This window comes from Acidocella sp. MX-AZ03, from assembly GCF_027626035.1.
In the GTDB taxonomy this organism is placed as follows: Bacteria; Pseudomonadota; Alphaproteobacteria; order Acetobacterales; family Acetobacteraceae; genus Acidocella; species Acidocella facilis.
Window position 1 is genome coordinate 3500647 of record NZ_CP110774.1, and the last position, 14005, is coordinate 3514651.

Annotated in this window: 13 protein-coding genes and 2 pseudogenes; 12 read left to right on the forward strand and 3 right to left on the reverse strand. The window is 66.4% G+C overall.

Annotated features, from left to right (window positions below; genetic code table 11):
- The first annotated feature begins 3 nt into the window (after positions 1-3).
- The 9 genes and pseudogenes from GT370_RS19325 (at position 4) to GT370_RS19370 (ending at position 10539) form a co-directional block, all read left to right on the forward strand.
- Positions 4-1797, forward strand: coding sequence for a dipeptide ABC transporter ATP-binding protein (locus GT370_RS19325; RefSeq protein WP_039885632.1), 1794 nt, complete (start codon positions 4-6; stop codon positions 1795-1797).
- Between the two features lie 11 nt (positions 1798-1808).
- A complete protein-coding gene (locus tag GT370_RS19330; protein ID WP_270183586.1) occupies positions 1809-2885 on the forward strand; it encodes a MotA/TolQ/ExbB proton channel family protein in 1077 nt (358 codons plus the stop codon).
- 99 nt (positions 2886-2984) lie between these two features.
- A complete protein-coding gene (locus GT370_RS19335; RefSeq protein WP_270184445.1) occupies positions 2985-3326 on the forward strand; it encodes a hypothetical protein in 342 nt (113 codons plus the stop codon).
- Positions 3284-4018: an efflux RND transporter periplasmic adaptor subunit gene (locus tag GT370_RS19340; protein WP_270184431.1), complete on the forward strand. Its 735-nt coding sequence runs from the start codon at positions 3284-3286 to the stop codon at positions 4016-4018. The genes GT370_RS19335 and GT370_RS19340 overlap by 43 nt, the downstream gene beginning before the upstream one ends.
- Entirely contained in the window at positions 4015-4701 is a 687-nt protein-coding gene (locus tag GT370_RS19345; protein ID WP_270183587.1) for an efflux RND transporter permease subunit, read from the forward strand. Before GT370_RS19340 ends, GT370_RS19345 begins: the two co-directional genes overlap by 4 nt.
- Positions 4692-5692: pseudogene (locus GT370_RS19350) on the forward strand (efflux RND transporter permease subunit); the annotation flags it as partial. The gene GT370_RS19345 and the pseudogene GT370_RS19350, both read left to right, overlap by 10 nt.
- Before the next feature lie 78 nt (positions 5693-5770).
- The gene (locus GT370_RS19355) at positions 5771-7009 is read left to right on the forward strand and encodes an efflux RND transporter permease subunit (RefSeq protein ID WP_270184432.1); all 1239 of its coding nucleotides are present in this window, start codon (positions 5771-5773) and stop codon (positions 7007-7009) included.
- A gap of 131 nt (positions 7010-7140) precedes the next feature.
- A complete protein-coding gene (locus tag GT370_RS19360; protein WP_270183588.1) occupies positions 7141-8370 on the forward strand; it encodes an efflux transporter outer membrane subunit in 1230 nt (409 codons plus the stop codon).
- 406 nt (positions 8371-8776) lie between these two features.
- Positions 8777-10539 (forward strand): annotated as a pseudogene (locus tag GT370_RS19370) (ABC transporter ATP-binding protein).
- Between the two features lie 141 nt (positions 10540-10680).
- Here GT370_RS19370 and GT370_RS19375 read toward each other — a convergent pair.
- A complete protein-coding gene (locus GT370_RS19375; protein ID WP_270184446.1) occupies positions 10681-10917 on the reverse strand; it encodes a hypothetical protein in 237 nt (78 codons plus the stop codon).
- On the opposite strand from GT370_RS19375, the gene GT370_RS19380 reads away from it, so the two are divergent.
- From GT370_RS19380 to GT370_RS19390, 3 genes are all read left to right on the forward strand, one after another.
- Positions 10876-11517, forward strand: a complete 642-nt coding sequence (locus tag GT370_RS19380; RefSeq protein WP_270183591.1) for an outer membrane beta-barrel protein — start codon at positions 10876-10878, stop codon at positions 11515-11517. The two genes, GT370_RS19375 and GT370_RS19380, sit on opposite strands and share 42 nt — an antisense overlap.
- On the forward strand, positions 11421-12044 hold the full coding sequence (locus GT370_RS19385; RefSeq protein ID WP_270183592.1) for a hypothetical protein: 624 nt from the start codon (positions 11421-11423) through the stop codon (positions 12042-12044). The genes GT370_RS19380 and GT370_RS19385 overlap by 97 nt, the downstream gene beginning before the upstream one ends.
- Positions 12045-12188: 144 nt before the next feature.
- On the forward strand, positions 12189-12647 hold the full coding sequence (locus GT370_RS19390; RefSeq protein WP_008495412.1) for a DUF3237 domain-containing protein: 459 nt from the start codon (positions 12189-12191) through the stop codon (positions 12645-12647).
- Positions 12648-12829: 182 nt separating this feature from the next.
- On the opposite strand, the gene GT370_RS19395 is transcribed toward GT370_RS19390, so the two are convergent.
- Both GT370_RS19395 and GT370_RS19400 read right to left on the reverse strand, forming a co-directional pair.
- On the reverse strand, positions 12830-13687 hold the full coding sequence (locus GT370_RS19395) for an AraC family transcriptional regulator (protein WP_270183593.1): 858 nt from the start codon (positions 13685-13687) through the stop codon (positions 12830-12832).
- Positions 13684-13860 carry a hypothetical protein gene (locus GT370_RS19400; protein ID WP_270183594.1) on the reverse strand — a complete coding sequence of 59 codons (177 nt, stop codon included), beginning with the start codon at positions 13858-13860 and terminating at the stop codon, positions 13684-13686. The genes GT370_RS19395 and GT370_RS19400 overlap by 4 nt, the downstream gene beginning before the upstream one ends.
- Positions 13861-14005 lie beyond the last annotated feature (145 nt).

Genomic DNA, 14005 nt, shown 5'->3' on the forward strand with positions numbered 1-14005 from the left:
GCCGTGCTCGAGATCAAGAATTTATCCGTCACGCTGAAGCGCGGCGGTCGCGATGTGACCATTCTCGACCAGCTCAATCTGCGCATCGCGCCAGGTGAAATGCAGGCGCTGGTCGGCGAAAGCGGCTCCGGTAAAACCATCGCGGCCCTGGCCATCATGCGTCTCTTGCCGCCAGGGGCCGCCATTACCGGCGAAATTCTGCTGAACGGCGAAAATCTCGCCGCCGCCGTGGAGCCGCGCATGCGCCAGGTCCGCGGCAAATCCGTTGCCATGGTCTTCCAGAATCCGCTCGCGGCGCTGAACCCGAGCCGCACCATCGCGGCGCAGATCGGCGAAGCCTGGCGGGTCCATCAAGGCGGCAGCGCGGCGCAGGCCCGGGCCCGGGCGCTGGAGCTTTTGGACGAAGTCGGAATCCCCGATCCGAAAAACCGGCTCAATGATTATCCGCACCAGTTTTCCGGCGGCATGCGCCAACGCGTGATGATCGCGATGTCGCTGGCCTGCTCACCGCATTTGCTGATCGCCGATGAACCGACCACGGGGCTTGATCCGCTGATCGCGCAGCAGATCATGACCTTGATCGCGCGGCTGCGCCGCGAGCGCGACATGGCGGTACTCTTCGTCACGCATGATCTCTCGGTGGTGCAGGAGCATGCGGACTCCATCCATGTGCTCTATGCCGGGCGCTCGGTGGAATGGGGGGCGGCGGCAGCGTTTTTCCAGCACCCGCGTCACCCTTATTCCGAGGCGTTGCTGGGGTCGGTGGCGCGGCTGGGGCAGGCGCGGCTGCGCAATATTCCGGGCAATCTGCCCGAGCCGGAGCAGCGCCCGCCCGGCTGCCGGTTCGCGCCGCGCTGCGCCTATGCCAGCGCGGTTTGTTCCACCGCCTACCCGCCGGCGGATGCGCAAGGGGCCACGCTGGCCGCGTGCTTTCACCCGCTGCCGCGCACCGCTAGGCCGGCCTTCGCTGAAACCCTTGCCCCGCGCCCCGCGCGCAACTTCGCGCCGCTGCTCGATGTGACGGATCTCGGCGTGCGCTATCGCGGTGCCGGCGGCTGGTTCGGCGCGGCGCGCCGGCTGCCGCCGTCGCTGGCCGAAGTCAGCTTCAGGCTCGGGCGCGGCGAATGTCTGGGCGTGGTCGGCGAGAGCGGCTCCGGCAAATCCAGCCTCGGCCGCGCGGTGCTGCAAATGATCGAATATGACGGCCAGGTCGCGCTCGATGGTCATGATTTCCACGCCATGGCCGGTCGCGCGAAGCGGGATTTGCGCCGGAAAATCCAGGTTGTTTTCCAGGATCCGCGGGAGAGCATGAATCCGCGCATGACCATTGGCGAGGTGATCGCCGAGCCGCTGCGGCTGCGCGGCGGCCTGAACAACGCCGCCCGCCGCGCGCGCGTGGAGGCGCTGCTCGGCCAGGTCGGCCTGAATCCCGAGATGGCGGCGCGCCATCCTGGCGATGTCTCCGGCGGCCAGGCGCAGCGCATCGCCATCGCCCGCGCCCTGGCGGCGGAACCGGAATTGATCGTGCTCGATGAGCCGACCTCGGCGCTCGATGTCTCCACCCAGGCGATGCTGCTGAACCTGCTGAAGGATCTCAGCCTCAAGCATGCCCTGTCCTACATTCTCATCAGCCATGATTTCGCGGTCGTCAGCTACATGTCTGACCGGATCGCCGTGCTCAATGCCGGCCGGATCGTCGAGATGAACGAAACCGCGGCGCTGCTCTCGGCGCCGCGCGCAGCCTACACGCGGGCGCTGATTGGCGCGGCCCCGCAACTTCAACCCATGCAAGCCTAGGAGTTTTTATCATGTTGGAATTTGTTCGATTGGTCATGTTGACCGGCGGCCTGCTGGCGATCATGCCGGTGCTGCTGATCATCACCCTCGCCGTCGCGGTGGAGCGGTTTTATATCCTCAAGAAAATCCTGCGCCAGGGCCGCTATGCGCACAGCAATCTGCGCAAGGTTCCGGATAACGATGTGGACGGGCTGCAGGCGATCGTCGAGGCGTCGAGCGATGCGCTGCAGAGCCGGCTGATCAGCACCGCCATCGCCATTCGCGGCGAAAGTGCCGAGGACATGGATCTGCGGCTGGATGAGGAAATCCTCGCCGCCAGCCCGAAGATCACGCGCCGGCTCTGGGTGCTCGATACCTCCGTCACCATCGCGCCGCTGCTTGGCCTCTTTGGCACCATCGTCGGCATGATCCAGGCCTTCAACGTGCTTTCCTCCAATGGCGGTCCCTCGAAAGTCACTGGCGGCATCGCGGATGCGCTGGTCTCCACCGGCGCGGGCCTGCTCATCGCCATCATCGCGGTTTATTTCGTGAATTACTACAGCACCTTGTCGCGTGAAATCATGCATCAGCTGGAGCTGATCAAGGTGGTGCTGATCAACCGCATGCAAGGTCGCGAGACCCGGGTCGAGCCGGTGCGTCCGGTACGCCTGTCGGCGGGGGCTAAGCGCATGGCCCGCAGACGCCGCCACGACCCGCTGGAGCGGGAGAAGCCCCGGCTCGAAATCGTGCCGATGATCGACATCATGATGTTCCTGCTGGTGTTCTTCGTGATGATCGTGCTGCGCATGATCCCGGATTCGGGTGTCACGCTGCATCTGCCCGGCGCCTCCACGGCGCAGCCCTTGCCGCATACCCAGGTGGTGATCATCATCGACCAGCAAGGCGCGATGCATGTGAAGGACCAGGTGATGGACGACTCCCAGCTGGAAACCTATCTCGAAGGCGAGAAGGCCGGGCATGATACCGATGTGATCGTCGCCGGGGACAAGGGCACCAAGCTGCAGCAGCTGATGAGCGTGATGGATCTGGTGCGCAAGGCCGGCATCACCAATATCGGCATCGCCACGGATAATCACGACGGATCTTGAATAAAGCGGTTGCGGTCCGGGCTTGCACGGTCCGCAACCGGTCCGGCACAAACATATAAACCATCGCCGAGTCTGCGGCGCGGCGATGGACAGACAGGGGTGCTTTCCATTCGCGTTGTGATCTTTCTTTCCGGGCTGGTCCTTGCCGCCGCGCTGCCCGGCGCGGCATCGGCGCAAACCATTGTGCCCACCACGCGGCCCATGAAAGTGCAATGGCGCGACCAGGCGACGTTTTCGGCGCATCTGGCGGCGGCGCAACAGGCTGTCCTGGCGCCAGGGCGCGGCGGTGTCGTCACCCAGGTGAATTTCCAGTCCGGCCAGGCGGTTGCCGCCGGCGCGGTGCTGGTGGTGTTGGATGTGGCCCCGAGCAGGCGCAGCTGGCGCTGGACCAGGCGAAGCTGGTCGAAGCCGCGCGCGCGCTCGCCCGCACCGAAAAGCTGATGGCGATCTCCGGCGCCAGCCAATCCGCCCTGGAGCAGGCGCAGGCGGTGCTGGCGGAGGACCAGGCGCAGCTGCGGCTGGACCAGGCGACGCTGGCGCAGGGCGAGATCATCGCGCCCTTCGCCGGCATCGCCGGCATCCGCGAGATTGACCCGGGCGATTATCTGCAGGCCGGGCAGAGCGTGGTGACGCTGGCGGCGCCGGGGCCGCTCAAGCTCTATTTCAGCGTCCCCCAGGCCGAGCAGGCCGGGCTGGCGCCGGGTGAGGCGCTGCGCTTCACCGCCCCGCTGGGCGGCGGCGCGCAACTCAGCGTGCCAGGGCGGCTGGTGGCCTTGGGCCCGGCGCTTGACGGCGCCAGCGATGCGCGGCCCGCCGAGGGGCGGCTGGATGGCGAGACGCCGTCCTTGCTCTCCGGCATGAATGGGGTGGTCGAGATCGCCACCGGCGCGCCCCTTGCCGCGCTCCAGGTGCCCAGCACGGCGCTCACTGATTCCATGCTGGGGCCTTACGTCTTCGTGCTCTCGCCCGGCCAGGGCGGCAGCGTGGTGCACAGCCTCTATGTGAAAATCCTGGGCCGGGTGGGGGATGACAGCATCATTCAGGCGCCGGGTCTCGGCAGCGGGCAGCGCATCGTCGCACTCGGCGGCTTCCGGCTTACCGATGGCCAGCGCGTGAGCCCGCAAACGCCTTGAATATCTGGGTGAAATTGCTGCGCCAGCCGGTGCTGGTCGGGCTGGCGGCGGCGGCGCTGGGGCTGTTCGGTCTGGCCTCCGTGGTCAGCCTGCCGGTGCGCTCCAGCCCGGTGATCCCGCCGCGCTATATCGATATCTCAACCAATTTTCCCGGCGCCGACGCGGCGACGGTGGATAAATTCGTCACCTTGCCGCTGGAAAACGCGGTCTCGGCCATTGCCGGGGTGCAGTATGTCACCGGCTCGACCCAGCCGGGCAATGCCGACATCAACGCCTTCCTCGCCCCCGGCGCGGTGGCGGATACGGTGTTCGCGGAAATCCTCGCCGCCACCAATGCCGCGCGGGATAATCTGCCGGCGGCGGTGCAGCCCTCGTCGTTGAAAATCGTCGGTGACGATAATGCCAATCAGGAACTCAACATCTCGGTGCTGTTTCCGCCGAGCCTGAGCGCGGCGGAGGTCACCGCCTTTACCATCAGCAATATCGTGCCGCGTCTGGAGACGGTGCCGGGCATCGGCCCGGTGACGCTTTATTCCTCCCCCCCGGCGCTGCTGGTCACGGCCGATCCGCTGCGGCTGCTGGCGCAGGGCCTGACCACGGCGCAGGTTGCGCGCAGCCTCGCCGGGCCAGCACCGTCGCCGCGGCCGGCACGCTGCGCGACGGCGCCGCCGCGATGCCGGTGAATACCGGTGGCGATCTGACCAGCCAGGGCGCTCTCGCGGCGTTGCCGCTGGGAGCCGGGGCGGGCGGCACCACCCGGCTGGGCGATGTCGCCAAGGCCGCGATCGGCTTTACCGATAGTGGCGGCATGGCCTGGTGGGACCGCGTGCCGAGCGTTTACGTCGCCGCCGGGGTGGCGCCGGGCGGCAATATCATCACGGTCGCGGCGCAGCTGCGCCGGCTGGTGGGCACGCTGCAGCCGATGATGCCGCCGGGGTCAAGCTCGTCGTCAGCTATGATCAATCGATCGGCGTCTCGGAATCGCTGCGCGATCTGGCGATGACGCTGCTGGTCACCATCCTGCTGGTCGGCGCCATCACCGTCGCCGCGCTGGGCAGCCTGCGCGCGGCGGCGGCGCCGTTCCTGGCCATCTTCCTGTCCCTGCTCGGCGCCGGGCTGGTGATGCGCGTCTGCGGGCAGAGCTTCAATCTCTTCACCATCATCGCGCTGGTGCTGGCGGTGGGGTTGGTGGTGGATGACGCCATCGTCGTCGTCGAGGATATTTTCCGCCGCACCGCCGAGGGCGCGCCGGCGCGTGAGGCGGCGGAGCTGGCCATCACCCGGCTCGCGCCGGTGCTGGCGGCGATCTCCTCGACGCTGGTGGTCGCCTTTCTGCCGCTGGGCTTTCTCTCCGGCCTCACCGCCGCCTTGTTCCGGCCGTTCGCGCTGGTACTGATCTCGGCCTTCCTGGTCTCGCTGGCGGTGGCGCTGGGCATCGTCCCCAGCATCGCGATGTGGGCGAGCCGGACTTATGTGCACAAGCCGGGTGCTGGGCTGCTGGATAAACTTCGCGATGCCTATGTCCGCCGGCTCACGCCCTTGCTGGACAGAACCGGGCTGGTCGCGGCGCTGGTGCTGCTGGCGGTGGCAGGCTGCGCGGTGCTGGCGGCATTCGCCCCGCGCAATCTCGACCCCGCGCCCGATGGGCTGGATGTGAATATCTACGCCGCCGGGCCGAATGGCGCCTCGCAGGATTATCTCAACGCCCAGGCGCTGACCATGGAGGCGCTGCTGCACCGGCTCTATCCCGGCATGCCGGACTGGCTGGTGGCGGTGGAGTCCCAGCACGCGATTTTCGGCGGCTACACCTTCGCAACACCCGGCCAGGCGGCGCGGGCCGTCGCCCGGTTGTCCGGCGCGCTCGCCGCCCTGCCGGGCCTGGCCGCCTATGTCTCGCAAGATACCGGCCTGCCCGGCGCGCAGGATCTGCCCGTGTCCGTCAATATCTCCGGCCAGGCCAGCGCCGCGCGGCTGCTCGCCATCGCCGCCAAAATGCAAAGCGCCGCCTATGCCAGCGGCGATTTCGATTTCGTGCAGATCTCGCCCGGCCAGCCGCAATATCAGTACCGGCTGCGGATCAACCGGCTGCTCGCCGCCCGGCTCGGCATCCGTGAGGCGGATATCGACGAGGTGGTCAGCGCCGCGCTCTCGCATGCCCAGCTCGGCCAGGTGGAGGTGCGGGGCGACGCGTTGAACGTCACGCTGGCGCTGCCCGACCGGCTGCGGCCCGCCACCTTGCTGGCCTTGCTGGTGCCCACGGCGGCGGGCACCAGCCTGCCGTTGGGCACCGTGGCATCGCTGGTTGGGGAGGAGCTGCCGAACGCGCTCGGCTCCTGGCAGGGTCTGCCCAGCGTCAATATCCAGGCGCAGCCCTATGCCGGGGTGGCGATGAGCCGGGCGCTGGGGACTCTGCGCCGCGCCTTCGCGGCGCAGCCCACGCGCGATCTCAGCTTCGGCTATAGCGGTCCGTCGGAAACCTATCGCGAGGCGAATGCGCAGAATGCCAAGCTGTTCGCGTTCGGCCTGGCCGGGCTGTTCTTCCTGCTGGCAGCACAATTCCGCTCCCTGCGCGACCCGTTCGTGGTCATCGCCACCGTGCCGCTGGCCAGTTTGGGGCCGCTGATTTTGTGCCTGGCGGGCGGGGCGACATTGAACATCGTCACCGAGATCGCGCTGCTGACGGTCTGGGGGCTGATCGCGCGTCAGGGCATTTTGTTCGTGCAGGTGGCGCATGAGGGCGCGGCGCTTGGCTTGCCCACCCGCGCCGCTTCGCTGCGCGCGGCGCGGCTGCGCTTCCGGCCGATCCTGATGATCACGCTGGCGCTGCTGGGCGGGGCGGTGCCGCTGCTGCTGGCCTCCGGCCCGCAAGCCACCATCCGCTACGATCTCGGCGCAGTGCTGGCGACGGGCATGGGCGGGGGCTTCCTGCTCTCCTTGTTCGCGGTGCCGGCCCTCTATTGCCTGCTCCACCGGCGGCGCCATGCGGGCTAAGCGCATCCTCCTGCTGCTCGCTCTGGCCCTGGCCGGATGCGCCCCGAAATTGCCGGCGCCGGAGGTGACGGTGAAGGTCAGCGCCTATCTGCCGGGCAGGGCGGGCAGGTGGCCGCCCTGCCCACCGCGTGGTGGCAAATCTTCGACAACCCCGCTTTGGACCGGCTGGAGCAAAGCGGCCTGCGCGCCAACAGCGATATCGCCCAGGCCGGCGCCGCCCTGGCGGCGGCGCGCGACGATGCACGGGCGGCCGATGGCGCCTTTCTGCCGCAGCTCGTGCTGGGGCCATCCGGTTATCCGGACATCTCCCGGCAATCCTACCCGACCGGGCCGAACGGCTATCCGCCTTATACGATCTACACCCTGGCCGGCGAGATCAGTTACGATCCCGGGCTGTTCGGGGCGCGGCATTTCACCTTCGCCAACGGCGCCGCGCTGGCCGCCTACCAGGCGGCGGAGCTGGACGTGGCGCGCCAGAGCGTCACCGGCAACATCGCCGCCGCCGCCATCGCTTTGGCGGGGACGAGGCGCAGATCGAGACCACCAGCCGCATCATCGCCAGTGAGCAGCGCCTGCTCACCTTGCTGCAAGGCGAATATGCGGATGGCGCGATTCCGCAACTCGATGTCCTGCAGCAGCAGAGCAGCATCCTTGCCACCCAGGCGAGCCTGCCGGCTCTGCGCACCCAGGCGCAGCAGCAGCGCGACCGTCTGGCGGTGCTCACCGGGAGCCTGCCCGCCTCATTCACAGTGCCTGTTCCGCGCCTCGCCGAGCTGGCGTTGCCTGCGAACATTCCGGTGGTGTTGCCGAGCGCCTATCTGCAAAACCGGCCGGATATCCGCGCCGCCCTGGCGCAGGTGGCGGCGCAGCACGCGGCGCTTGGCGTCGCGGTCGCGCATATGTATCCGGATCTGAGCCTCTCGGCCACGGGCGGCTATGCCGCCGAGCTTACCAGCGCGCTGTTCAACACCAGCTCGGCCTTCTGGTTGCTCGCCGGCAATTTGCTGGCGCCGCTTTACGAAGGCGGCACGCTGCGCGCCCATAAGCAAGCGGCGCAAGCGCAGCTCGCCGGGGCGCTCAGCGCCTATCATGGCGCCGTGCTCAACGCCTTTGCCCAGGCGGCGGATGCGTTGAGCGCGGTGCAAAATGGCCAGGACGCGCTGGCCCGCGCCAGCGCCGCCGCGCAAACCGCGGATCGCGCCTACCATCTCGCCGCCGCGCAATACCGGCTGGGCGCGGTGGATTACACCACGGTGTTGACCGCCCAGACCCAGGCGGCGCAGGCGGCGCTGTCGCAAATCCAGGCCCGCACCACGCTGCTCGCCGCCATCGCGACGTTGCAGAGTGCCATGGCCAATTAACGTTGTTTTGAGGATGATTCCGTCGATCATCGGCCGGAAAAAATCATCGGTCGCGGGCAGCGGCGCGCGCGACATTTTAATCCAAATATGTGGTTTCAGATTTATTGCAATTTTTGCCTCGGCTTTTTTGAAACCAACGGCGCCGGAAAAATTTAGTTGCGGTGCAAAAAAATCCTGGACAGTGCCGGTGTCCCGCTGCTACTCAACCGAACCCGTTTGAATTTTTTAAAGGAGGGGCTGATGAAATCATTTATTCTCTATCCCTCCGCCCATGGCGCGCGCGCCGGCGTATAGCCGGCCTTTTTCTCCGCCCTTTTTCTCTTTTTCATTTCATTCAGCCGGAAGGCCGGTCCGTTCAGGGCCGGGAGCAACCGTGTCTCTCATCGATAAGAATTCCGCGCGCCCGATGGGCCGCGTGCTGTTATTTCTGCTGCGTCTGTGGCGCCGCCATGCCTGGCTCGTCGCGATGATCGTCGCGGCGATGATCGGCGCGACGCTGACGGACGTGCTGATGCCGCTTTTCGCCGGCAAGCTGGTCACCGATGTCGCCGCCACCGGGCCGCGCCTGCGCGAAGCGCACGCGGCGCTGGTGACGGTCGGCATCATGGCCGGGCTCGGCGCCTCGCAGACGCTGCTGCGCAATATCGTGTTTCGCGGCGTGGTCGCGCTCAGCCTACGCAACATGGCTGAATCCGCGCAGGAGGCCTTTAACCGCGTGCAGCGTTTCTCATCGGACTGGCACGCCAACAGCTTCGCCGGCTCGGTCCAGCGCAAGATCACCCGCGGCATGTGGGCGATCGACATGCTGAACGATACGCTGCTGGTGGCGCTGCTGCCGGCCTTGTGCGTGCTGGGGGCACTGCCGCGGTGCTAGGCTGGCGCTGGCCGGTGATGGGCGGGCTGCTGGCCGGCGGCGCCTTGCTTTATATCGTGCTGGCCACCTCGCTCTCGGTTGGCTGGGTGGCGCCTGCGGCGCAACTCTCCAATCGCTGGGATACAAGGGTCGGCGGCGCCCTCGCGGATGCGATTTCCTGCAACGCGGTGGTGAAGGCCTTCGGCGCGGAAGCCCGTGAGGACGAAATTCTGCGCGGTGTGCTGGCGAAATGGGCCGCGCGCACCCGCCGCACCTGGATCCGCGGCACCAATTCCGGCACCATCCAGGGCGTGGCGCTGCTGCTGCTGCGCACCGGCGTCACCTCGCTCGCGGTCTGGCTCTGGTGGAGCGGCCGCGCCTCGCCCGGCGACATCGCGACGGTGCTCACCGCCTACTTCGTCATCCACGGCTATCTGCGCGATATCGGCTTTCACATCTCGAATCTGCAGCGCGGCGTCAACGATATGGAGGAGCTGGTGGCGCTGCACAGCCAAGGGCTGGGGGTGGAGGATGCGCCCGACGCGCGGCCCATCCGCATCGGCAATGGCGAGATCGTTTTCGATCGTGTCGGGTTCCGCTACGGGCCGCACGCCTTGCCGTTTTTCGAGGATTTTTCCTTGCGCATCGCGGCGGGCGAGCGTGTCGGGCTGGTCGGCCATTCCGGCTCGGGCAAGACCAGCTTCGTCAAGCTGTTGCAGCGCCTGCACGATGTCAGCGCCGGCGCGATCAGGATCGACGGGCAGGATATACGCGCCGTGCGTCAGGCCAGCCTGCGCGCCAATCTCGCCATCGTGGCGCAGGAGCCGATCCTGTTTCATCGCTCGCTGGCGGATAACATCGCCTATGCCCGGCCCGGCGCCAGCCTGGCGGAGATCGAGCAGGCCGCCTGGCTCGCCAACGCGCATGAGTTCATCGCCCGGCTGCCCCGCGGCTACCAGACCCTGGTCGGCGAGCGCGGGGTGAAGCTCTCCGGCGGTGAGCGCCAGCGCGTCGCCATCGCCCGCGCCTTCCTGGCGAATGCGCCGATCCTGATTCTGGACGAGGCGACGGCCAGCTTGGATTCCGAATCCGAGGCTTTGATTCAGGAAGCGATGGAACGGCTGATGACCGGCCGCACCGTCATCGTCATCGCGCATCGCCTCTCCACCGTGCGCGCACTGGATCGGATCCTGGTGTTCGATCGCGGCCGGCTGGCGGAGGAAGGGCCGCACGAGGCGCTGCTGACGCGTGAGGGCGGCATCTATCGGCGCTTGTTCGAACGCCAGGCGATGGGCTTGCTGCCTGCCGAATCCTGAGCCGGCGACAATCCTTGACATCATCACCCGGCCGCCCAACGGCGCGGCCGGGTGATAATGCGCGCAGCGCGTGTTTGGCCGGGCGCGGCAGCGTCACGATCAACACATAAAAATTCCGCCAAAACAAAGCTGGGCGGAGGATCAGCGCGTTTGGCGCTGTTTGACAAGAATTTGGCATGCGCCGGTGTTCATTCCCGCGTCATGCCCCTGCCATTCTGCACGCTGCAGTGGGACGCATCCCACCGCCCTCAGCGAAACAAAGCGCGGATAGATCCCGCGCACGAAAAGAATGGGAGCCTCGAAAATGGATTTATACAAGGTTGGCGTGGCCGGGCTTTGCGGCTGGCTGGCAATGGCCGGTGGCGCGATGGCGCTCACCCCCCGGCGGGTATCGAAATTGACGGCGCCTGGCTGGGAAATCTCACTCTTTCCGGGGGCGCGGATGGGTATGGCTTCGTGCAGAGCGGCACCAGCCACGCGGCCTTTAACGGCAACAACATCACCGGCACCAGGCTGGCGAACGCGTTGATCGAGCTGCAGAAACCGGCCGGGCTGGTGCAGTTCAACCTCGCCATCGGGGCCAATACCGGCGCCATGCCGCTGGGCAGCGCGCCGATTCAGGCCAGCGTCAACAGCTTGGCGACGGGACCGCTTTATTACGGCTATCTGACCATTGCCCCGCCGGGTAGCCCGGTGACACTCTCCGCCGGACAGCTGATCTCGCTGGAGGGATTCGAAGCCGGCACGGACTGGTATAATTCCAATCTGTTCACCAGCGCGCTGTTTTATACCCAAAGCGCGATGTTTCGTGGCGCCGAGCTGAATTATGCCAGCAAGGCGCTGAATGCCACGATCGCCTGGGGGATGGCTACGAGACGGGGGTGTTCAACACGGTGCAGGCGGTGGCCACCTACCAGCTGCCGCACGGGCAATCCATCGCCGCCTATTATGCGGGGGCGCTCGGGCGGGTGGGGCTGAACGCGAAAACCTATGCTGGCACCGGCTCTTATGGAGATCCCGCGCATTTCGCCACGGTTGGCACCTTCGGCGCGAACTATGCCAATTCGCAGATGTTCGGCGCCTATTATACATTCAGCGACGGCGCGCTGAGCCTTACCCCGGAAATCCAGTATCAATATGCCAAGGCGGATGCGCGGCTGGTCCAGCCAGGCTCCGCCGCGATGGGCAAATTCTCCAGCATGTTCGGCGCCGCCCTGTTCGCGGATTACCCGATTGCCAACACGCCGTACGAGATCGGTGGATTTGCGGAATATTTCACCAGCAACGGGCCGGATACATGGTTCATCGCGCCAGGCGCGCGCGGGGCGGGCTTCGCCATCACCCCAAGCTGGCAGCATAAGGATCTCTTCATCCGCGCCTCCGCCGGCTACATGCATCTGCTCAACGGCTCCTATGCCGGCAACGGGCAGATTGGCGCCTTCGGCAATCAGGCCGGGGGGCGCGACGTGGTGCAGGGCCTGCTTGAGGCGGGGATTTTGTTTTGAGCACCATCCGGTCAAACCTCGTCGTTTGATCGGATCAAGCCGCGCGCTCAAACAAAATCCGACTCACACGGGCCGCACCGGCGGGGCCGCATGCCGGCCCCGCCGCATGTCTTTGTAAACTTCACCACAAGGATACCTGGACTGATGAACGATCCACGCCTGGAATTCGCTTTCGAGATCAACGCCGCGCTCGCCCCCCCGCTGGATGGCGGACCCGGCCGCCACGGGCATAGGCGCATCAACCCGATTACTGGCGGATGGGTACGCGGGCCGCGCCTGCAAGGGCGCGTGCTGCCCGGCGGGGCGGATTATGAATGGGTGCGCGCGAATGGCTGCTCGGTGCTGGACGCCCATTACGTGCTGCAGACCGAGGACGGCACGCCGATCTATATCCGCAATCAAGGCCTGTTCATCGCCGATGCGGCGCTGCTGCGGCGTTTGGATGCGGGCGAGAGCGTCGATGAGGCCGCCTATTATTTCCGCTGCGCGCCTCGCTTCGAAGCGCCGGAAGGGCCGCATGGCTGGCTGAGCGAGCGCCTCTTCATCGGCAGCGGCGCCTTCCGGCACGATCATGTCCTGATCAAGATTTTTGAAATTCTCTGACGGAGGAAGGCGTTTTCAGCAACGCATGAAGGCGTTGCGGCGGCGCACCGAAACGCGATCAACAGCCGGCCTCAACGCATGAGGTCGGCGCCATGATCGACCGATATTGGTCCAATCTGCTCCGCTTCATCGCGGCGTCGGCGCTGCTGCCCGGATAGGCTGCCCGTTTCCAGAGGCGGACCTTACAGCCCGGGCTGCGCGGCCTGGCGCATGGCGCGGGGCGATTTGCCGGTCCAGCCGCGGCAGGCGCGCGAGAAGCCGGAAAGTTCGCTATAGCCGAGCCGCGCGGCGATCTGCTTCATCGGCAAGCCGGGATTATCCAGCATGGTTTCGGCGATGCCGCGCCGCTCCTCCTCCAGCAACAGGCGGAAATTCAGCCGCTCATCCTGCAGCCGCCTTTGCAGCGTGCGCACGGAAAATCCCAGCTCCAGGGCAACATCCTGCAGCGTCACCGGCCCGCGCCCGAGCAAATGCCGGATCGTCTCGCGCAGGCTCTCGCCCAGGCTGCAAGGCTGGCTTTCGCGCGCCAGCAAATCCTCCAGATGCCGCAACACCACCGGCCGCAAGGAAGGGGTGGCCAGCGGGTTGGCGCGGGTGACGTCGGCGGCGGCGATGATGATACGGCTCTCCGAGAGGCCGAAATGCACCGGCGCGCGGAAAATCTGCCGCAAGGCCGCCTCCCGCCCCTGGCCGGCATGGGCGAATTGCACCTCCAGCGGGCTCCAGTTGCGCGACAGAAAACCACGGATGAAGCTGATCGCGCTGGCGGTGGTCATTTCGGTATCCTGGCAGCGCATCGGCACGGCGGGGTCGTGAATTCTGTAGCTCAGCACGCACAGCCCGTCGCGCTGTTCCACCCGCATCTGCGTATGGCTCTGGATCAGCGGCGCGAATTTCGGAAAATGGGCGAAAACATCCGCGAGGCTGGAACTGGCGCTGAACAGCGCGCCAAATGGCCCGGCCTGCTCCGCCTTATAGGTCATCCCGATCCGCGCCCCCAGGCAAGGATCACCAATCAGCGCCGCCGCCTGCTCGATCAATAAGGAGGGGTTTCCAGCTTGATCCAACGATAAGGGTCGCTGATCATGGCAGGGTCAATGCCATATCGCGCGAGCAGCGCCCGGCGCAATTCCGGCGGCACCTGAGGGTGTTCCATGAAAGGTTGCAAGGTGATCGCGCGGATCCGCGATTCGGCTGGTTTTGGTGCGGACAATTTATCATTCCTTCCTGCGGTAAACCGCGGATGGTGTTTTCTCCCGGTCCTTCGTCTTATCCCCCGGCGCGCAAACGCAATATGGAGGCTGGGGAGGCTGGCGTGTTTTGACAAGTTTTTGGCGCGGCCTCCCGCTCCCCCCGGC

Excerpts from the sequence above, each read along its gene's own strand:
- GT370_RS19355 (WP_270184432.1), top strand. The coding sequence starts at position 5,771 with ATGCCGGACTGGCTGGTGGCGGTGGAGTCCCAGCACGCGATTTTCGGC.
- GT370_RS19330 (WP_270183586.1), top strand. The coding sequence starts at position 1,809 with ATGTTGGAATTTGTTCGATTGGTCATGTTGACCGGCGGCCTGCTGGCG.
- GT370_RS19390 (WP_008495412.1), top strand. The coding sequence starts at position 12,189 with ATGAACGATCCACGCCTGGAATTCGCTTTCGAGATCAACGCCGCGCTC.